The organism is Neptunicella marina, assembly GCF_014270035.1.
In the GTDB taxonomy this organism is placed as follows: Bacteria; Pseudomonadota; Gammaproteobacteria; order Enterobacterales; family Alteromonadaceae; genus Neptunicella; species Neptunicella marina.
The window spans coordinates 161,400-179,770 of the sequence record NZ_JACNEP010000001.1 but is presented as its reverse complement, the minus strand read 5'-3'; the positions used below and the strand labels follow the sequence as shown (position 1 = coordinate 179,770).

Here is an 18,371-nt window from a genome sequence, read left to right as displayed (position 1 = left end):
TTTATGATTGAAGCAGACAGACTGATCCAACCCCAAGCCAGTCGTGAAGATGATGCGATAGACCGCGCGATTCGGCCTAAATTTCTAGCCGATTATACCGGCCAGCAGCATGTATGCGCGCAAATGGAGATTTTTATTGAAGCGGCACGCCAACGCAGCGATGCGCTGGATCATCTACTCATTTTTGGCCCACCAGGGCTGGGGAAAACCACATTAGCTTACATCGTTGCTAATGAAATGGGCGTGAACATTAAAACCACCTCGGGTCCTGTGCTGGAAAAAGCCGGTGATTTGGCCGCGCTTTTAACCAATCTGGAAGAAAACGATGTGTTGTTTATCGACGAAATTCATCGTTTAAGCCCGGTAGTTGAAGAGATTTTGTATCCGGCCATGGAAGATTATCAACTGGATATTATGATTGGCGAAGGTCCGGCTGCGCGTTCCATTAAACTGGAATTACCGCCATTTACCTTGGTTGGGGCGACAACCCGTGCGGGTTCGTTAACCTCACCACTGCGCGACCGTTTTGGCATAGTGCAGCGCCTTGAGTTTTATAACATCAAGGATTTAACCAAAATCATCAGTCGTTCTGCGAGCTTTTTAGATCAGCATATTGGTGATGAAGGCGCGACCGAAATTGCCCGTCGTTCACGCGGTACTCCGCGTATTGCCAACCGCCTATTGCGCAGAGTGCGTGACTACGCGCAGATTAAATCCAATGGCATGATCAATGACGATGTGGCCGCCAGCGCTTTGGATATGCTGGATGTGGATAGTGAAGGCTTTGATTATATGGATCGCAAACTGCTCACCGCCATTATCGATAAATTCAGCGGCGGCCCCGTTGGTTTAGATAATCTCGCGGCCGCTATCGGTGAAGAGCGCGATACCATTGAAGATGTCATTGAACCCTTTTTAATTCAGCAGGGCTTTTTGCAGCGCACACCACGCGGGCGCATTGCTACACAACGTGCCTTCCTGCACTTTGGATTTGATTTTAATCCGCCACAAATTTAATCATTCTTCTACTCTTTTAAGCCATCAGCCTGTCCCCATATAAGTATTAATTCAATATTGGGACAGGTTAATGCAACGCAGTCAGCGATTTAAAAACAGCCTTTATCTGACACTGTTATTTGTGTGTGTGATGTGGTGGGTAAAACTGGGAGAACTATTTTGGGGCTGGGACTTATCCGTGTTTGGGGTTAAGCCACTCGAACTATCAGGATTGTTTGGCATTGTCGCTGCACCACTTATTCACGGTTCCGTTTCGCATATTTTTAGCAATACGCTGCCCACGCTTATTCTCGGTACCTTGCTGTTATATGGTTATCCAAAATCGCGCTTTAAAGTGATAACTATCGTATGGCTGTTATCCGGTATTGGCGTTTGGTGTTTCGCCCGCCATGCTACGCATATTGGCGCCAGTGGTTTATCCCATGGTATTTTCTTTTTCCTGTTGGTCGCCAGCATTTTGCGTCGTGATAAACGCTCTGTGGCCATCATGATGATAGTGTTTTTGCTTTATGGCAGCATGACCATGACCATCTTCCCGCGTGAAGAGCATATCTCTTTTGAGTACCACTTTTTCGGCGCTATGGCGGGCACAATCTGTGCGTTTTTGTTTTATCGTGATGATCCTAAACCCAGAATAAAACCTTACCGCTGGGAGAATACACAGGAAGAGGATGATCCTGTCATCGGTGACCAGTGGAAATTACCATCACAGCGTGAACATGAGCAACATACCCAACAGTCTCACTCGCAGTCTGATGACTTTATCCCGGTAAAAGCCGTAAATGATGAGCATCATCATGCACTTAGACACAGGGACAGGCATGGTCATTAGAGCGTGTTGATCTTTGCGGTATGAATTTTGTTCTAACTAAACGCTTTTTAATCGCGGCGCTTATTTGCAGGCCTAATGGATTACGTCAAAAATAAGCAACAAAGAGTAAAAAGTGTTTAGGACGAACCCTTCGGGCAACGTTTGCGCGGCATTTCTACTGCTTCAGCACTCATTTATGTAGAACAACTACACCACATTCGTGCTTCATGGTTTAAACACCGCGCAACTCGTTGCAAAAATATACTGCAAAGATCAACACGCTCTAGTTTTTCGTGGATTTTATATAAATAAAACATTATTGAAATCAGGTTGTTAACGTCAAAGCAGACAATGTTAAATATTAAAATGCAACCAAAAGGTTGCTTAATGTTGTATGCCATGCTTTACTCTTGTTCAAATTACAAACAGTAAGGACACAGACATGCAAAACGAAATTAAACGAGAAATCAGTATCAATGCCTCTCAAAAACGCGTTTATGAGGCAATTGCTAATCCTGAGTTAGTGGTCAAATGGTTTCCCGATGCTGTAGAAGGTAACTATGTTGCAGGCCAGTACACAGTGTTTAAGTTTGGCGATTGTGGTCGAACACAGATTTATGTAAAGGATGCCAAACCTTACGACTATTTTGCTTATCGGTGGGTGCCCGGTGCGCACAATTTTGACGGCGACGTACTAACCGTACCCAATACCCTGGTTGAATTTTTTGTTGAAGCGACAGGTGATAATAGTTGCAAAGTGATCCTCACCGAATCTGGATTTGCCAGTTTGCCCGCCGATATAATGGAAAACAGTTTTAATCAAAATAGTAAGGGCTGGGATCATATGATGAGTCGATTGCCGTTAAGTGTAGAAGGCGCTAAATGAATGAAGCAAATATCTATAAAGCGTTAGGCGATCCGATTAGGCTGGAAATGATTAAGCGGCTTGCACACGGTAATGATTACACCATTAGCGCACTTTCAAGTGATTTGGGTATAACCCGTCAGGGGGCGCGCAAACAATTGCAGGTATTGGTAAGTGTTAATTTGGTAAGGTTAAAACAACAAGGGCGTGAAACCAAAGTACATTTAGACGTCAAAACGCTAAATATTGCACAACAGTTTATTGCGAAGTTAGAGCGACAGTGGGAGAGCCGTTTACTCGCACTCAAAGACTTTGCAGAAAAACCGCAAGGTCATTAATGTCTGCGTTATTGCGCTAACTTTTTAATTTTGCAAACTACCAGCAGCAACTAATTTGTTTGCTGCTGGTTTATATTGAAAACATGGCTTATCGACCAACAACCACAATCTGCGTATTGGTTTTATCAACTGCATTAAGTTGCGGTTTCGATTTTGACTTTTCATTCTGTTGCAGACTCAGATCTAAAATATCTGTTCTGGCGTTAACCGGTGCAAACATGGCAATACGGTTTGCATTACGATTGTTACCTGCTTGTTGAGCAAATTTGGTAATTGAAACATCATTACATGTCACATTTCGGGCGATGTAATGTAGTGAATAGCCGGATTCGCGTTGTTTTGATACAAACGCTACTGGGGCGTCCAATGCCGCGCTAATACAAAGTTGTGTCGCGCGTGAATTGTCTCCTGCAACATAATGGGTTCCTGCAACAGATGTTGCCGACATGGCGACGCATAAAGTGAATAAAGCAAATTTACGATTAAACATTTTCCTTTCCTCATTTGTGTCAGGCGATGTGCCTGTATTCATTGTCGCGACAAATTAAGAAAAGGTTGTAGCCGTTGCCTGACGAGATGTAACAGTTGGTAAATATGAAATACTTTATCTAACCAGCTGAAAAATAAAGCAATAAATGTATATTAAATATTTATTGTGAGGAACGGTGGGGTGATTTGGGGCGTGGTCGTGATAAGTGGCGGTCCGGAACTTGGGCATTGTTTACATTTTTAGTCAGGTTGTCGTAAATATTCGATGAAAAGTGGCAATTAATTTTATGGTACTTTTCGAACACGGTTTAAGCGGGGGAGTCGGCGTAGCAACTCCCGTATTTTCAGCTAAAGTTGATAGCTTTTTAATAACTGGTTCAGTTTTGCCGCCTGATTAACAAGCTCCGTAGCGGAGTTCCCATTTGCTTCGCTACTCAGGGTTACATCATTACCTAGTTTTTCAAATTGTCCGATAGCTGAACTGACTTGCTGAACTTCCTGACCGGCAATATTGCTGATATCAGCCAGTTCGGATGTGCTGTTACTGATATGCATAATGGCTTGCTGAATTTCTGATAGTTTATCGACCGTTACACCGGCCTGATCAACTGAGTTTCTGGCTTCTTGTTGATTGGCTTCCATGGTGGAAACTGCATCGGTAATCAGTTGAATGATCTCTGCCAGCATACTATTGATTTCAGTGGTTGAATTATGAGTACGTGTTGCCAGCGTACGTACTTCATCGGCTACCACCGCAAAACCTCGTCCGCTTTCACCGGCGCGAGCCGCTTCAATTGCAGCGTTAAGGGCCAGTAAATTGGTTTGTTCCGCAATAGCTGCGATGGTGCTCACCACACCAGAAATTGAATCTCCCGCTGATTTTAGTGATACCAGCTTGTCAGCGGTTAACTCAATATTTTTTGCCAACTGGGCGATACCTTTGGCGGTTTTTTCAACTTCAATTGCCCCGTGACTAACTTGCTTTGCGCCAGATGATGCGGCTTCACTGGCATCCACTGAGCGTTGGCAGCTCAGTACAATTTGTTGTTCGAGTGTTTTCATCACCGTCAGGATTTCACTGATTTGTTGATTGAGCGTTATTACCGTCTGATTGTTGGTATCAGATGTGTGTTCAAGTTGGGTCACCGTCTGACTGATATGCTCTACGGCGGATGCTACGTCATTTAAACCACGTCGAAAGGTTGCTACAAATTCATTAAGCTGAGTAGCGGTTTGTCCAATTTCGTCCTGGCTTTCAATATTAATAGGCCGTGTTAAGTCTCGGTTAGCCGCCATAGACTGAATGTCGCCCGCTAGTCGCTGGATAGGGCTGCTAATGGTTCGGCGTGAAAACAAGTATGCCAGGCCTGAAATGATCACAATACACAGCAATAACAAACTGATTAACCAGGTTGAACGTGACATATCGTCAACAATATCGCTTGAACGTTGAGAGGCTGCAGCAGATAAATCAGTTGTATGTTTTTTTAACTCGGTATTTAGCTGGTTAGACGACTGTGTCAATGTGGCGAGCTGTTCTCGAGCTTTGTCCCAGTCAATATTGTCTTTATCGGCCAGTAAATTTTCAATTTGTTGAAGTTGCTTTTTAAATTGCTCAAGTTCCAGCATCAGCTTCTTGTCATCCATGCTGACTTCTCTGGATACTCGTTGCATGTTTTTATTCAAATCAGCCTGAGCTTCACGGAATTGTTCAATGTTGATGCTATAGCCATACAATAAATAAGCGTTGAGCTCTGCCTGTTTGATATGTTCAGCTAACTCTCTTAAATTGGCCAAATCAGGCAGGGTTTGTTCCACAAATATTGTAAGTTTTTGCTCAGCATTCTGGCTACTGGAGATCAGTGGCAGAGCCGTTAGTAAACTAAAGATCAGGATCGCGCTGTAACCTAATGTCATTTTCAAACTAATGGATTTTAGACCTGACACGTTTTATTCCTTAAGAGCACTATTTAGCGGTTTACTTACATCGGCATTAATAGCAAAAAAGCTTAAAATATATAGACAGTTAACTGCAGATTTTTATTTCATCATGCAGTTTTATATACCCATTCTGAATGACTCTGCAGCAAACGCCGCCGCGCCAGTCTGGTGTCAGGGCGGCGGTTAATCCGTTAACTTGCTCATCCATACGCGGGCAGGGTTCGGTTTCTTTACATATTTCGAGAACAAGGTCGCCAATGGTTAATCTTTTACCCACATCGGCGGCCGTGAATTCGTATCCTTCCACTAATAAATTGGCGCGACGGGTTAACCAGGGGATATCCTGCTTTAATTCATCACAGACTTTGCGCCACACTTCGGCACTTAATACTGTCACCTGACGACGGCCAGGTTTTCCTCTGAAATCACCATGAATGCCTTTTTCTGTGCACACATTTGCTTCTGCAACAGATTGCATTGGCGCGCGAGACTTTTCACGAACAGCGATACCAGTTAATTTAATCATCGGATAGCTCCAGTTTATTAATATCCAGTGTACGTTGAATATAAATGAGTCGGGCACTTAAAAAGACGGCTGCGGCAGTTAAGCCTACGATAAAGCCTATCCAAAACCCCCGAGCTTGCATCGCAGGTACGATCCAGTCGGTTAAACCCAATATACACCCTGTGCTTAAACCAATCAGCCAGTATGATATGAAGGTAATGTAAAACATTGCCTTGGCGTCTTTATATCCACGTAATGCACAACCAGAGATAACTTGAAGTGCATCAGAAAACTGAAACATTGCTGCTAACATCATTAAATCGGCTGCCATATTAATAACATGTGACTCGTTTGAGTACAGCTCAGCAATGGGGTAGCGCAATATAACAGATAGGGTTGCTGTGCATGTCGCGGTAATTGCACCTACTAACCACGCACTTTTTACCGCTTTGTTGGCCAGATCTTCGCGTTTTTCGCCAAGGCGATGACCAATGCGAATAGTGGTTGCCATGCCTAAACTGAGCGGAACCATAAACATTAGCGAAGAAAAGTTAAGTGCAATTTGGTGTGCCGCAACCACAGTGGCGCCAAACGGAGAGAGTAATAAGGCAACGGCAGCAAACAGTGATACCTCAAATAAAATCGCCATCGCGATTGGGATACCCTGTGAAAGTACTTCGCGGATTTTTGCCATATCAGGTGCAAATAAATGCGCATAAAGCTGATTGTTTTTCAGCTGTTTAGCTACCAGGGTATACACTATCGTGGCGATCATCATACAGGTAAAAACCAGTGCTGTGGCAATACCACAGCCGGCGCCACCCATTGGGGTTACACCCAGTTTTCCATAAATGAATATATAGTTAGCGGGAATATTCACCATTAAACCTATCCCCATTATCACCATGCTGGGGCGGGTTAAGGATAAACCTTCACAATAGTTTCTCGCGACCTGATATAACGCAAAAAATGGCACACCCAGCACCATATATTGCAAATATTCTGCAGTGATGGTTTGCAGTTTTAACTCCATGGGTACCAGTGCGATTAACTCAGGAATAAAACTATAGCTGCAGGATATAGGCAAGGAGATAAAAAGTGCCAGCCACGCAGTTTGTTGGGTATAAACCGCAATATTCTCAGGTGTATTGGCACCTTTTAAGCGCGAAATAATAGGTGGTAATGCCAGAATAATGCCCTGAATAAAAAACAATAAAGGAAAGATAACACTGGAAGCGATAGCAACTGCCGCCATATCGCTGGCCGATACCTGACCGGCCATAATGGTATCGGAAACCCCCATCAGGGTCTGGGTTATTTGTGCTATTAACAATGGCCAGGCAAGATGCAACAGAGCCTTTACTTCGGTTTTTAGTGACATAACAGCAGCCGCTTTAATCCTTGTAAACTGGGCGTAAAATTTAGAGCGGCTAGCTTATAGTAATTGTACGACTGTGCAATATGATTTGTGGGTTATCTGTGTGGCTTAGGAGGTTGAAAAGTCAGGTTTAATCGCAACAGCCCAATCAGGCTGTTGCGATTAATGTGGCACGAAGTGGCGCAGGATAACCTTCAATGGTGAGGTTGGAATCGTTTGGATCAAGAAAGTCTTTTAACGATTGTCCGGTCATCCATTCAGTTGAGCGTTGTTCGTCCAGACTGGTCTGGTCTTTATCCACCACTTTTATATCTTTAAAACCAATGCGTTCCAGCCATACTGTGAGCGCATCGGTAGAAGGTAAAAACCACACATTACGCATTTGTGCGTAGCGGTCACCGGCAAATAACACTGTATGTTTATCACCTTCCACTACCAGGGTTTCTAACACCAGTTCGCCACCCGGACGCAATAAGGATTTTAATTGCTGCAAAAACTCCACCGGGCTTTTACGGTGGTACAACACCCCCATAGAAAACACAGTATCGAATTGTTTTAACGCGGGCATATCTTCAATACCCACCGGCATTAAATGAATACGTGGGTCAGGATTAAAATGTTTGATGGCCTGAAACTGAATTAAAAACAGCGCAGTAGGGTCAATGCCTGTGACCAGCTTAGGGTCTTGCGCCAACATGCGCCACATGTGATAACCACTGCCACAGCCTACATCCAATACCAGTCTGTCTTTTAAATCGCTGATATGCGGGCTAACACGATCCCATTTCCAGTCCGAGCGCCATTCTGTATCCACATGAATATCGTGGATAAAAAATGGCCCCTTACGCCACGGCATAAACTGTTTAAGTAAACCTTCAATTTGTTTTTGCTGATATTCACTGATATCCGCCGCGTGACCAAACTGCACTTTGTCAGCAAGTTCAATCACAGATGGTGCGGTTTGAGGCAGTTTTTCTAACAAACGCTGCCACTTGGCAAACTCTCCATGTTGATTTTTTTTCCAGTGCGCAATTTGCGCAGGCAGGGTTTCTAACCAGGGATGTAACTCACTCGCCGCAAGTTTTTGATAAAAATCAGTAAACCAGGTTGAAGACATATCAGTCCTTAATCGCCACTATTGAGCCAAAGTTAAAACACTGGAACCAGTGCACGATATTGTTAAAGCCAGCCTGTTTTAAGCGTGCCTGATGTTGCCCGAAGGAATTGATTTTCATTACATTTTCAATCGCAGTGCGCTTTTGACTGATTTCAAGCTCGCTATAACCATTGCGGCGTTTAAATTCGTGGTGTAAATCAATCACGAGCTCATCACATTCTTTTTGCTCGTGACGCATCTTTTCCGACAAAATCAAAATACCACCCGGCTTTAAGCCGTTATAAATTGCCTGGATCACCGCATCGCGTTCATCTGGCTGGATAAATTGCAGGGTAAAGTTCATTACCACCACTGCGGCATTGGTAATCTCGGAGTGTCTGATATCGCCAAGTTTTAATTCTACTGGTGTATCAAAGGTGAACGCATTGAGGTGAGAACGGCAACGTTCCAGCATGGCTTCAGAGTTATCAATGGCGATAATTTTGCTGTTAGGTGCGCTGATAAAACGGCGCATGGATAAAGTAGCTGCACCGAGTGAGCAACCTAAATCATAATAGTGACTGTCAGGTTGTTGATAACGACCGGCCAGCTGGCCTATGGTATCTATGATAGTGTTATAACCCGGTACCGAGCGTTGGATCATATCCGGGAAAACTTCGGCTACAGACTTATCAAAGCGGAAATCTTCCACCTGCTGAGGAACCGAATAAATGGCGTCTTTGCCGCTGCTAATCATGGCCATGCCTGTGCTTAAAAATCGAAAGGCCGAATTTTACCTTAAACCATGTGCGACTGTTAACGTTGACCGTTAAATAAATTATTAGCATAAACATTAACAGATTAACTGTTGTATCGAACCTTTGCTTTCGGCTATGGTCAGTAAATTCAAAGAGTTAACAGTTTATTAAAGGGAGTCTTACATGTCTGATGACATTTTTCCGGTAAGTGAAGCGTTGAAACAATCCAGTTATGCCGATAATCAGCGGTATTTAAGCCTGTATCAACAATCCATAGATGATCCTGATGGGTTTTGGGGTGAACAAGCCAAACGCCTAAGCTGGAGCAAACCCTTTAGCAAAGTGCGTAACGCGCGTTTTACTCCAGGTGATATCAGTATTAAATGGTTTGAAGACGGTGAACTTAACGCCTGTGTTAACTGTGTTGATCGCCACGCTAAAGCAACACCAGACAAAGTAGCGATTATCTGGGAAGGGGATGATCCGACTCAGGATAAGAAAATCACCTACGCAGAATTACTGGAACAAGTCAGCCGATTAGCCAATGTGATGCGAGAGCAGGGCGTTCAAAAAGGTGACCGCGTTATTATCTATATGCCCATGATCCCTGAAGCTGCCTATTCGATGCTGGCCTGCGCGCGAATTGGAGCGGTGCATTCTGTTATTTTTGGTGGATTTTCTCCTAATGCTATTGCAGATCGGGTAATTGATAGTAAAGCCAAAATGATTTTAACCGCTGATGTGGGGCATCGTGGTGGTAACCTGATTCAGCTTAAACAAAACGTCGATAAAGCGCTGGAACGTGACGGCACGGACTCTGTTGAAAAAGTACTGGTGTTAAAAGAAGCTGGTAACGACAACCCCTGGAGCAAGGGCCGCGATTTATGCTGGCAGGATGAATTGGCTAAAGCCAGTGCTGAATGTGCAGCCGAGGCAATGAATGCGGAAGATCCGTTATTTATTTTGTATACATCGGGCTCCACAGGCACGCCTAAAGGGGTTGTGCACAGTACAGGTGGTTATTTACTGTATGCAGCGTTAACCCATCACTATGTATTTGATTATCACGAAGGTGATATTTACTGGTGTGCAGCCGATGTGGGCTGGATCACCGGCCACAGTTATATTGTTTACGGACCGCTGGCCAATGGTGCCACCACGCTTATTTTTGAAGGTGTGCCGACATATCCGGATGTGCGCCGAATTGGTCAGGTAGTAGATAAACATCAGGTTAATATCCTGTACACAGCGCCCACTGCAATTCGTGCTCTTATGGCCAAGGGCGATTTACCGGCACAGGATTCTACCCGCAGTAGTTTGCGTATTTTGGGCAGCGTCGGTGAGCCGATTAACCCAGAAGCCTGGCATTGGTATCATGATAAAATTGGTAATAAACAATGCCCGATTATGGATACCTGGTGGCAGACCGAAACCGGTGGTGTGATGATTACGCCGCTGCCGGGCGCGACCGATTTAAAACCGGGCTCAGCGACTCGTCCGTTTTTTGGTATTCAGCCAGCACTGCTTGATGCTGATGGCAATACCCTTGAAGGTGCGGTGGATGGCAATTTAGTGATTTGTCAGTCCTGGCCGGGACAGATGCGCACCGTGTGGGGCGATCATGAACGCTTTGAGCAAACCTATTTCAGCACCTATAAAAATTATTATTTTACCGGTGATGGTGCACGCCGTGACGACGATGGTTATTTCTGGATCACCGGACGAGTGGATGATGTATTAAACGTATCGGGTCACCGTTTAGGTACCGCTGAAATCGAAAGCTCATTAGTCGCGCACCCGGCAGTGGCCGAAGCGGCCGTGGTCGGTTATCCGCATGACATTAAAGGGCAGGGCATTTATGTGTATTTGCTGCCAACCGATGGCACTGAAATTACTGAAGAACTGACCAAACAAGTGCGCCAGTGGGTGAAAGACGATATCAGCCCGATTGCCGCACCGGATTTGATTCAGTGGACTCACGGTTTACCAAAAACCCGTTCCGGTAAAATTATGCGCCGCATTTTGCGTAAGATTGCTGCCAATGAATATGAGCAGCTGGGCGATACATCCACGCTGGCTGATCCTTCTGTCGTTGATGCATTAATCGATAACCGCAAAAACCGCTAAACCTGTGAATAGCTAACGCCTTGGGCGTTAGCTATTCATCTGAAATTCATGTAAAAGCCACACTAAGCGGTTACACTCAGATGAGTTGTCCTGTCTGAGTGTCACTTTTATGTTTTTGCAGTTCCTTAAACCAAATCATGTCTTTTGGCTCATATTGTTACTGGTTGTTTATGTAATCAGGCCTGCTAATGCTGTCGAATCTGAATGGCAGCTTATTGATACTAAAAGTCTGATCAAAGCCGAAAGTAACCCGGTTAGAACCTCATCACTTGAATTACGTGGGCAGCACTACTGGTTAAATGGCATCAAAATTAAACAGCTATACCGTTATTCTCCTGCATTGGCTAAAACTGCATTAGCAAAACAGGATAGTCGGATCCAATTACCCGTTAATGGCAGTTTGCGGACTTTTACAGCTAAAAAAAATCATTTGCTGCCAGAATCGTTGCAACGTAAATATCCGGCTATTCAAACCTTTGATTTATACAATCAACAACAGAAATTGGCAGGAAAATTAGAAAAAACGCCTTCAGGCATGCACGCCAGTTATTTAGTGGAGGGGCAAAAATGGATGTTAGAGCCTGATGTTAATACTGATGTATATCTGTCTTATCTTGTCAGTGAGCAGCAAAATGAAGCCTTTAGTGAGGTGACACCTCGATTGCAAAAAACAATAAATTCTCTTCAGTCACAACGCGCTTTAAAACCACAAAATAGTGTGATTCATCAGTATCGTCTGGCAATGGCTACCACGGGTGAATACAGTGCCAAATTTTCTAACGATGTTGAAGCTGTCCTCTCGTCCACCGCTACATTAATTCAGCGCATCAATTTAGTGTTTCAATCGGATTTGGCGATTGAATTTGTGATGGCCGAAAACAGTGATCAGATTATTTTTACTGACGCGACAACAGACCCCTTTAATAATAATACTGACGATATCGATAAGGCCGCAACTGTCATCAATGAGCGCATTGGTAGCCAGAATTTCGATCTTGGACATGTACTGGGAACAACGGGTGGCGGTTACGCCAGCGTAGGCGTGACCTGTGTTGCAGGTGCTAAAGCTGAAGGTTATACCGGCTATTCTGTGGTGAATAATGATTATTTCTATATTGATTTAGTCGCACATGAAATTGGCCATCAGGTTGGTGGAACCCATAGTTTTAATGGTACGTCAGGGTTTTGTAGTGGTAATCGTAGTTTTGATACAGCCTGGGAGCCGGGCAGTGGTTCAACCATCATGTCTTATGCGGGGTTGTGCAATAGCGAAGATTTGCAGGCAAATGTGGATGATTATTTTCATATCGGCACCATACTGCAATACCGTCAGGAGCTGACAAGCGGACGTTCGGGTAATTGCGGCACCTTAGTAAATTTAACCTCAGAGCAACTGGTTGCAGATGCGGGGGCCAATTACACCATTCCAGCGCAAACTCCTTTTATGTTAACTGCGTTACAAACCGAAAATAACCCAGAGGGAGTGACATACAACTGGGAGCAGTACTTTGAATACATCAATTTTACAGAGCATGATCCTACGCCATCACCCAGCGCTAGTGCGACTGAAATGGCTGAGGATGATGGCACACGTCCGTTGTTTCGAAGTTTCAAACCTGTCACCGATCCTGTGCGATATTTACCGGCGTTGGATTTGGTATTAAGGGGACAAGGCATTACCCGTAAAGGTGAAACGTATCCGACCACATCGCGTTTATTGCGTTTTGGTTTATCGGTAAGAGATAACATGGGCAGAATAGCTACCGACCAAGCAAAAATAACCACAACAACTGAGGCGGGGCCATTTATTACCATTCTGCCTGATAACAATACGCTATGGCATGATCAAAGCGAGTACAGCCTTGAGTGGGATGTGGCGAACACTGATGCGGCGCCGGTTAACTGTTCTGCCATCGATGTGTATTTATCGAAAACCGCAGATGCCTCATTCGATACTTTGTTGGCCAGCAATATTCCTAATACAGGATCGGCTAAGTTAAGTTCGCTACCATCTGCACAAACTTCAAACGCAAGATTAATGCTTAAGTGCAGTGATAATATTTTTTATGCGGTGACACCTGAGTTTGATATTGATGTGCAAAGCAATCGCTCACCAATAGCTGTTGATGATGAATTGTCGTTAAATGAAAACTCATCTGCCACAGAGATTGATGTTTTGGCTAATGACTCGGATCCAGATGAAAACGATAGTCTAAGGATTGTAGCCGTGACCTATGAGGGCCAGGGTACGGTGACATTTACCGACAGTGTAATTAGTTATACGCCAGCAACAGGATTTACCGGTACCGAAACCGTTACTTATCAGATTGAAGATGACAGTGGTGACGTTGCCAGTGCAGTACTAACCATTCAGGTTGAAAAAATACCTGTGGTTTTACCTACGCCTTCTGGTCAAAATTCTGGCAATGGTGGCGGAAGTGCCGGGGGCGTAACACTGCTTACGTTGTTATGTTGTTGGCTCGTGAGGAGGTTATATGTTGCGAACAATTAGCGCGGTTGTGCTATTGGTTGTGTCGGGTTGTGCAGTGAAAAATCAAAACCAGGGGGCGGCTGAAACATCGGCAACCGGGACTCTGGCACAAACACAATGGCAGCAGCCGCAGAAACAAGCGTTGTTGGCGATTGAAGAAGGGGACTTGTCACTGTGGGTTGTAGCAAAAAAAGGGGCTCAGGTGGCCTATGCGGATACCACCGATATCAAGATAATTGATAAAGTGTGTGGATTAAAAATAATCCCACAAAGTGGTGATGTGTACAGTAAACAAACTCATCAGCAGCAAAAAGAGATCACCCGGTTCACGCGGCAATATAACAAAATAGTGGCACCTTATTGTTTAGCTGAAATTGCCAAACATAAATAGCCAGATATCTGGTTATTTCACTGTTCGCCCCTTAAAATAAATTTGTTTTCAGGCTAAGCAGGAGCGCCCATGTATAATCCGGAATTACCACTTGTAGAATTACATCGTCACCTTGATGGTAATATCCGTCCTCAGACAATCTGGGAGCTCGCGCAACAGCATAATATTGCTTTGCCCGTGCACTCTCTGGACGAGTTAATCCCTCTAACACAAATCCAAACGCAAACCGCTGATTTACTCGCATTTTTAGCCAGGCTGGATTATGGCGTGTCGGTACTGGCGGATACCGATGCCTGTTATCGGGTGGCTTATGAAAACATGCAGGATGCTAAAAATCAGGGATTGGATTACGTTGAATTGCGTTTCTCTCCTTTTTACATGGCTCGCGCATTTAAGCTAAATTTACAGGCTGTGATTGAAGCGGTTTATGCTGGGGTTAAAGCCGGTGAGCATGACACCGGCGTTAAAGTGCAATTAATAGGTATTTTGAGCCGTACGTTCGGTTTACAAAAGTGTCAGGTTGAATTGGATGCCTTGCTGGCATGTCGCGATAAGATCATTGCACTGGATTTAGCCGGTGACGAACTTGGATTTCCCGCTACTTTGTTTGAGTCGCATTTTAAATTGGCACGCGATGCCGGGTGGCATATTAGTGTGCATGCAGGTGAAGCTGATGGGCCGCAAAGTATCTGGGACGCGATTAACTTATTAGGTGCGGAGCGCATTGGACATGGCGTTGCAGCTATTCATGATCAACCGTTAATGCAGTATATGGCGCAGCATAAAATCGCCATCGAAGCATGTCCTACCTCTAATTATCACACCGCAACGGTAACAGACACCGCAAATCATCCTCTTAAAATATTTGTAGAGCAGGGGATGTGTGTCACCTTAAGCACGGATGATCCGGCCGTATCAAATATTGATTTGGCGCACGAATACAACGTGGCTAAACAAACCATTGGTTTAAGTGATAAGCAATTAAACCAAATACAGTTAAATGCACTAGATGCGGCTTTTTTGAGTGAAAACGAAAAGACTGTCCTACGTAGTTTGAATAGGCGTACCATCTAAGGTGTAAATTCAATTTAAATCAAAACAATAAAAATGTTTGTCCTCTCTTGAAATATTATATAAGTGGTAATATAAATATTTATCTAAGGAGTGAATATGCAACAAACTGATTTTTTAGATGAATTAAAAGAACTGGCTCTTGGCACCCGGCTTAAACGCTTAAGTGAGCAGATGCAAGCTGATGCTGCTCAGGTTTATGCCCATTTTGGTATGCCAATACAGCCCAAGTGGTTTAGTTTGCTGGCGTTATTGCAACGTAAAAAACGTGTCACTGTGGTGCATGCCGCTGAGTCTCTTGGATTAACCCAACCGGCAATTAGTCAGTTCTCCCGGGACTTGCAAAAGCAAGGGTTAATTGATGCCCAGGCCTGTGATGAAGATTCCCGTCGGCGTTGGTTGATCCTTACTGAAGAGGGCAAACAGGCAGTTGAGAATATGCAACCTGCCTGGGATGCCGTTGAAGCGGCAGCCAGAGAGCTAAGTCAGGCGTTTGAAAATGACTTATATCTGGCTATTCAAAAATGTGAAAAAGCACTGAGACAGAAATCATTATTCGCACGTACATTGGAACATCATCATGCACAACAAAAATAAGATCACCTTTTTATCTTTTAGCCCGGATTTATCTGAAACATTTGCTGCCATTAATAAAGAGTGGATCAGCACTATGTTTGAGTTGGAGCAAACGGATTTGGATGCGTTAACTAATCCACAGCATCATATTATTGATCCTGGCGGTAAAATTTACTTTGCCAAGCATGATGAACTTGGCGTGGTTGGCTGCTGCGCATTATTACCCAAATCGGATGGTGTATTTGAGCTGACTAAAATGGGAGTAAGTTCACGGGCCAGAGGTAATAAAATAGGGGAACCTCTTTTGGCTTATACCTTACAGCAAGCGAAAACATTGCCAATTAAACGTTTATTTTTGTTAACCAATAAGAAATGTGAAGCTGCTATTCATTTGTATGAAAAGCACGGTTTTGAGCATGATCAGGAAGTCATGGATTTGTATGGCAAGAGCTATCAGCGTTGTGATGTCGCAATGAAATACCCTGCTATTTGGTCGTTATAAATGTAGTGGGACTCTGCCGCTTACTCAGCGGCAGACAAAGCCTCTATATCTGAGGAGGTGATGGCGTCCAGGTTACGGGTTATTTTTTGTGCATCCCATAACCACCAGCTTATGTGTTCTAATTGTTCGATTTGCTTTTCACTAAAGCGATACTTTATTACTTTAGCCGGGTTGCCGCCCACAATACTAAACGCAGGTACGTCTGTGGTAACTACTGATTTACTGGCGATAATTGCACCATTGCCCACTTTTACACCCGGCATTATGGTGGCGTTATAACCAATCCACACATCATGGCCAATTTGTGTATTGCCTTTGTAGGGTAGGGTGCCCGGTTCAGGTGCCGATTTTTCCCAACCATTACCAAAGATAAAAAAGGGATAGGTTGATATGCCATGCATTGCATGATTGGCGCCATTCATCATGAAGGTGACATCTTTGGCAATGGCACAGAAATTACCAATAATCAGTTTGTCACCGATAAAATCAAAGTGGTATAGCACATTATTGATGAAGTTTTGCGGGCCGTTTGGATCGTCATAATAGGTATAATCCCCAACCTCGATATTGGGGTTATCTACATAATTTTTTAAAAAGCCTACTTGTTCCACACCCTCAATAGGTGTTTTGTATTCGGGATTAGGTCCGTGCATGGTTTGCCTTTAGCGTTGACGTCGTTCACGACGCTCATCCATGGCTTCTAAAGCCTGTTTGAACTCTGAACTGTTTTTAAATTCCTGCGCCTTTTGCGGATTCATTCGATTTAAGTTGCGATAGATATTTTGTGAAATTCGGCGACGCTGGTCGCTATCTGTAATGATACTGAGGTTATTCATTACAAAGTCAGGCTGTCGGTAAGCGCTGTTTCGCAATATATTGGCATAAAGTTGCTGATTATCCACGTCACTTTGATGTTTTGCCCATTCCAGCGCACTTTGTGGATTATTCATTGCCAGTGTGCGTGCGACCACATCCAGTTTTTGATTTTTATTGCCGCTTGCGTCCTGTTGCATATACCAGTCTGCGGCTTGTTCGATATCATCAGGATGGGAATAAACCCAGGTTTGTAAACTCACCCTGCGCAGTCGGTTTAAGTCTCCGTCTACCTGTAATGCCAGCCAGTCTGTCGCTTGCTGTGGAGATTGTGTTACCCAGCTGCGAATGGCGCTTTGTTGCATATACTGATTATTCAGTTCTTTGGTTTGGTTCAATAATTGTTCAAATTGTTCACGTGTTTCCAGCGTACTACCAATGCCATTCATCGCTCTGCCAATTTGTGTGCGATCGGCACTCAAATCCTGCAATTTTTGCAGGGCATCCGGCAGATTATTTTTAGCCAGACCTTTAAATATGGCTCCCAGACCGGCACCGCGAAAAAAATTATTACCTTGCTGGGTTTTTGCATTGATTTTGTACCACTCATAAGCCCCTTGCGGATCATTTTTGGCCCAGCTGCGGATAACGCTGTTTTGTGCAGAAAATATGTTAGCTGGCTTTTGCAGGTTAGCAGTAACAAAGTTCATTGCATCGTAAGGGTTGGTCTCAGCAAATTTGGCCAGAAGTATATTCATTAGCATTGCACTGTTTTTATCGGGGGAGCTGGTTAATTGATTTAACGCTTGCTGAATTTGTTCTGCAGTCAGATTTTTAACCACTAAATACGCGTTGGCTATGGCTTCGTAGTCAGTACCGTCCTCTTTATCATCGGCTAATTGTTGTATTAACGATGCAATATCCGGTGGCGAAAGTTGTTTTTGCTCAGTAGTGGGCTGGTGTGTGATGGGAGTCACAGTTATTGTTTGTGAGCCGGGGGAAGTTGGTAACATCGCGCTGGTGTTAATCGAAGTATCTGATTGGCCAGCTTGATGAGATGTTTGCAATACAGCCTGATTAAACTCAACTGAAGAGACCGGCTCACGTTCATACTGGTAGCCTAACCATAAAGCGGCAACGATGCTTAAGGGCCACAATATTAATAGGCTTTTATTCATGTTTGATTCCCTGTAATCAACTGA

The 18,371-nt window shown here is 44.1% G+C and carries 18 protein-coding genes; 10 read left to right on the top strand and 8 right to left on the bottom strand.

All coding sequences use genetic code 11. The features are described 5' to 3' along the window. Positions 1 to 3: 3 nt before the first annotated feature. From ruvB to H8B19_RS00845, 4 genes are all read left to right on the top strand, one after another. Positions 4 to 1,017 carry a Holliday junction branch migration DNA helicase RuvB gene (gene ruvB, locus H8B19_RS00860; protein ID WP_186504887.1) on the top strand — a complete coding sequence of 338 codons (1,014 nt, stop codon included), beginning with the start codon at positions 4 to 6 and terminating at the stop codon, positions 1,015 to 1,017. A gap of 70 nt (positions 1,018 to 1,087) precedes the next feature. Further along, positions 1,088 to 1,849 (top strand): rhomboid family intramembrane serine protease, encoded by a 762-nt coding sequence (locus tag H8B19_RS00855; protein WP_186504886.1) that lies wholly within the window; start codon positions 1,088 to 1,090, stop codon positions 1,847 to 1,849. 421 nt (positions 1,850 to 2,270) lie between these two features. Then, positions 2,271 to 2,714 (top strand): SRPBCC domain-containing protein, encoded by a 444-nt coding sequence (locus tag H8B19_RS00850; RefSeq protein WP_186504885.1) that lies wholly within the window; start codon positions 2,271 to 2,273, stop codon positions 2,712 to 2,714. After that, positions 2,711 to 3,031, top strand: coding sequence for an ArsR/SmtB family transcription factor (locus H8B19_RS00845; protein ID WP_186504884.1), 321 nt, complete (start codon positions 2,711 to 2,713; stop codon positions 3,029 to 3,031). Before H8B19_RS00850 ends, H8B19_RS00845 begins: the two co-directional genes overlap by 4 nt. An 88-nt stretch (positions 3,032 to 3,119) precedes the next feature. Here H8B19_RS00845 and H8B19_RS00840 read toward each other — a convergent pair whose 3' ends face one another. The 6 genes from H8B19_RS00840 to cmoA all read right to left on the bottom strand — a co-directional run bounded on the left by H8B19_RS00840 (position 3,120) and on the right by cmoA (position 9,194). Beyond that, positions 3,120 to 3,521, bottom strand: coding sequence for a DUF3718 domain-containing protein (locus tag H8B19_RS00840; protein WP_186504883.1), 402 nt, complete (start codon positions 3,519 to 3,521; stop codon positions 3,120 to 3,122). Positions 3,522 to 3,868: 347 nt separating this feature from the next. Beyond that, positions 3,869 to 5,467: a methyl-accepting chemotaxis protein gene (locus H8B19_RS18920; protein WP_186504882.1), complete on the bottom strand. Its 1,599-nt coding sequence runs from the start codon at positions 5,465 to 5,467 to the stop codon at positions 3,869 to 3,871. A gap of 79 nt (positions 5,468 to 5,546) precedes the next feature. Then, the gene (locus tag H8B19_RS00830) at positions 5,547 to 5,987 is read right to left on the bottom strand and encodes an MOSC domain-containing protein (protein WP_186504881.1); all 441 of its coding nucleotides are present in this window, start codon (positions 5,985 to 5,987) and stop codon (positions 5,547 to 5,549) included. Further along, positions 5,980 to 7,347 carry an MATE family efflux transporter gene (locus tag H8B19_RS00825; RefSeq protein ID WP_186504880.1) on the bottom strand — a complete coding sequence of 456 codons (1,368 nt, stop codon included), beginning with the start codon at positions 7,345 to 7,347 and terminating at the stop codon, positions 5,980 to 5,982. The genes H8B19_RS00830 and H8B19_RS00825 overlap by 8 nt, the downstream gene beginning before the upstream one ends. A gap of 145 nt (positions 7,348 to 7,492) precedes the next feature. Beyond that, the gene (gene cmoB, locus H8B19_RS00820) at positions 7,493 to 8,461 is read right to left on the bottom strand and encodes a tRNA 5-methoxyuridine(34)/uridine 5-oxyacetic acid(34) synthase CmoB (protein ID WP_186504879.1); all 969 of its coding nucleotides are present in this window, start codon (positions 8,459 to 8,461) and stop codon (positions 7,493 to 7,495) included. Between the two features lies 1 nt (position 8,462). After that, entirely contained in the window at positions 8,463 to 9,194 is a 732-nt protein-coding gene (gene cmoA, locus H8B19_RS00815) for a carboxy-S-adenosyl-L-methionine synthase CmoA (protein WP_186505172.1), read from the bottom strand. Positions 9,195 to 9,381: 187 nt separating this feature from the next. Here cmoA and acs point away from each other — a divergent pair, with 187 nt between their 5' ends. From acs to H8B19_RS18855, 6 genes are all read left to right on the top strand, one after another. Continuing rightward, a complete protein-coding gene (gene acs, locus H8B19_RS00810) occupies positions 9,382 to 11,325 on the top strand; it encodes an acetate--CoA ligase (protein WP_186504878.1) in 1,944 nt (647 codons plus the stop codon). Positions 11,326 to 11,479: 154 nt separating this feature from the next. Beyond that, positions 11,480 to 13,837: a reprolysin-like metallopeptidase gene (locus tag H8B19_RS00805; protein ID WP_186504877.1), complete on the top strand. Its 2,358-nt coding sequence runs from the start codon at positions 11,480 to 11,482 to the stop codon at positions 13,835 to 13,837. Then, positions 13,821 to 14,207, top strand: coding sequence for a hypothetical protein (locus tag H8B19_RS00800; RefSeq protein WP_186504876.1), 387 nt, complete (start codon positions 13,821 to 13,823; stop codon positions 14,205 to 14,207). Before H8B19_RS00805 ends, H8B19_RS00800 begins: the two co-directional genes overlap by 17 nt. A 69-nt stretch (positions 14,208 to 14,276) precedes the next feature. Continuing rightward, positions 14,277 to 15,281, top strand: a complete 1,005-nt coding sequence (add, locus tag H8B19_RS00795; RefSeq protein ID WP_186504875.1) for an adenosine deaminase — start codon at positions 14,277 to 14,279, stop codon at positions 15,279 to 15,281. Positions 15,282 to 15,377: 96 nt separating this feature from the next. Beyond that, positions 15,378 to 15,875, top strand: coding sequence for a MarR family winged helix-turn-helix transcriptional regulator (locus H8B19_RS18860; protein WP_206683147.1), 498 nt, complete (start codon positions 15,378 to 15,380; stop codon positions 15,873 to 15,875). Continuing rightward, positions 15,859 to 16,356: a GNAT family N-acetyltransferase gene (locus H8B19_RS18855; protein ID WP_241737429.1), complete on the top strand. Its 498-nt coding sequence runs from the start codon at positions 15,859 to 15,861 to the stop codon at positions 16,354 to 16,356. Before H8B19_RS18860 ends, H8B19_RS18855 begins: the two co-directional genes overlap by 17 nt. A gap of 20 nt (positions 16,357 to 16,376) precedes the next feature. On the opposite strand, the gene H8B19_RS00785 is transcribed toward H8B19_RS18855, so the two are convergent. Both H8B19_RS00785 and H8B19_RS00780 read right to left on the bottom strand, forming a co-directional pair. Further along, positions 16,377 to 17,009, bottom strand: coding sequence for a Vat family streptogramin A O-acetyltransferase (locus tag H8B19_RS00785; protein WP_186504874.1), 633 nt, complete (start codon positions 17,007 to 17,009; stop codon positions 16,377 to 16,379). A gap of 9 nt (positions 17,010 to 17,018) precedes the next feature. Beyond that, positions 17,019 to 18,347 (bottom strand): hypothetical protein, encoded by a 1,329-nt coding sequence (locus tag H8B19_RS00780; protein WP_186504873.1) that lies wholly within the window; start codon positions 18,345 to 18,347, stop codon positions 17,019 to 17,021. Between the last annotated feature and the right edge of the window lie 24 nt (positions 18,348 to 18,371).

Coding starts and splice junctions, on each gene's coding strand:
- H8B19_RS00785 (WP_186504874.1), bottom strand. CDS start 17,009: ATGCACGGACCTAATCCCGAATACAAAACACCTATTGAGGGTGTGGAA.
- H8B19_RS00840 (WP_186504883.1), bottom strand. CDS start 3,521: ATGTTTAATCGTAAATTTGCTTTATTCACTTTATGCGTCGCCATGTCG.
- H8B19_RS00825 (WP_186504880.1), bottom strand. CDS start 7,347: ATGTCACTAAAAACCGAAGTAAAGGCTCTGTTGCATCTTGCCTGGCCA.
- H8B19_RS00780 (WP_186504873.1), bottom strand. CDS start 18,347: ATGAATAAAAGCCTATTAATATTGTGGCCCTTAAGCATCGTTGCCGCT.
- add (WP_186504875.1), top strand. CDS start 14,277: ATGTATAATCCGGAATTACCACTTGTAGAATTACATCGTCACCTTGAT.
- H8B19_RS18855 (WP_241737429.1), top strand. CDS start 15,859: ATGCACAACAAAAATAAGATCACCTTTTTATCTTTTAGCCCGGATTTA.
- H8B19_RS00850 (WP_186504885.1), top strand. CDS start 2,271: ATGCAAAACGAAATTAAACGAGAAATCAGTATCAATGCCTCTCAAAAA.
- H8B19_RS18860 (WP_206683147.1), top strand. CDS start 15,378: ATGCAACAAACTGATTTTTTAGATGAATTAAAAGAACTGGCTCTTGGC.
- H8B19_RS00800 (WP_186504876.1), top strand. CDS start 13,821: ATGTTGCGAACAATTAGCGCGGTTGTGCTATTGGTTGTGTCGGGTTGT.
- H8B19_RS00845 (WP_186504884.1), top strand. CDS start 2,711: ATGAATGAAGCAAATATCTATAAAGCGTTAGGCGATCCGATTAGGCTG.
- H8B19_RS00830 (WP_186504881.1), bottom strand. CDS start 5,987: ATGATTAAATTAACTGGTATCGCTGTTCGTGAAAAGTCTCGCGCGCCA.
- cmoB (WP_186504879.1), bottom strand. CDS start 8,461: ATGTCTTCAACCTGGTTTACTGATTTTTATCAAAAACTTGCGGCGAGT.
- ruvB (WP_186504887.1), top strand. CDS start 4: ATGATTGAAGCAGACAGACTGATCCAACCCCAAGCCAGTCGTGAAGAT.
- H8B19_RS00855 (WP_186504886.1), top strand. CDS start 1,088: ATGCAACGCAGTCAGCGATTTAAAAACAGCCTTTATCTGACACTGTTA.
- acs (WP_186504878.1), top strand. CDS start 9,382: ATGTCTGATGACATTTTTCCGGTAAGTGAAGCGTTGAAACAATCCAGT.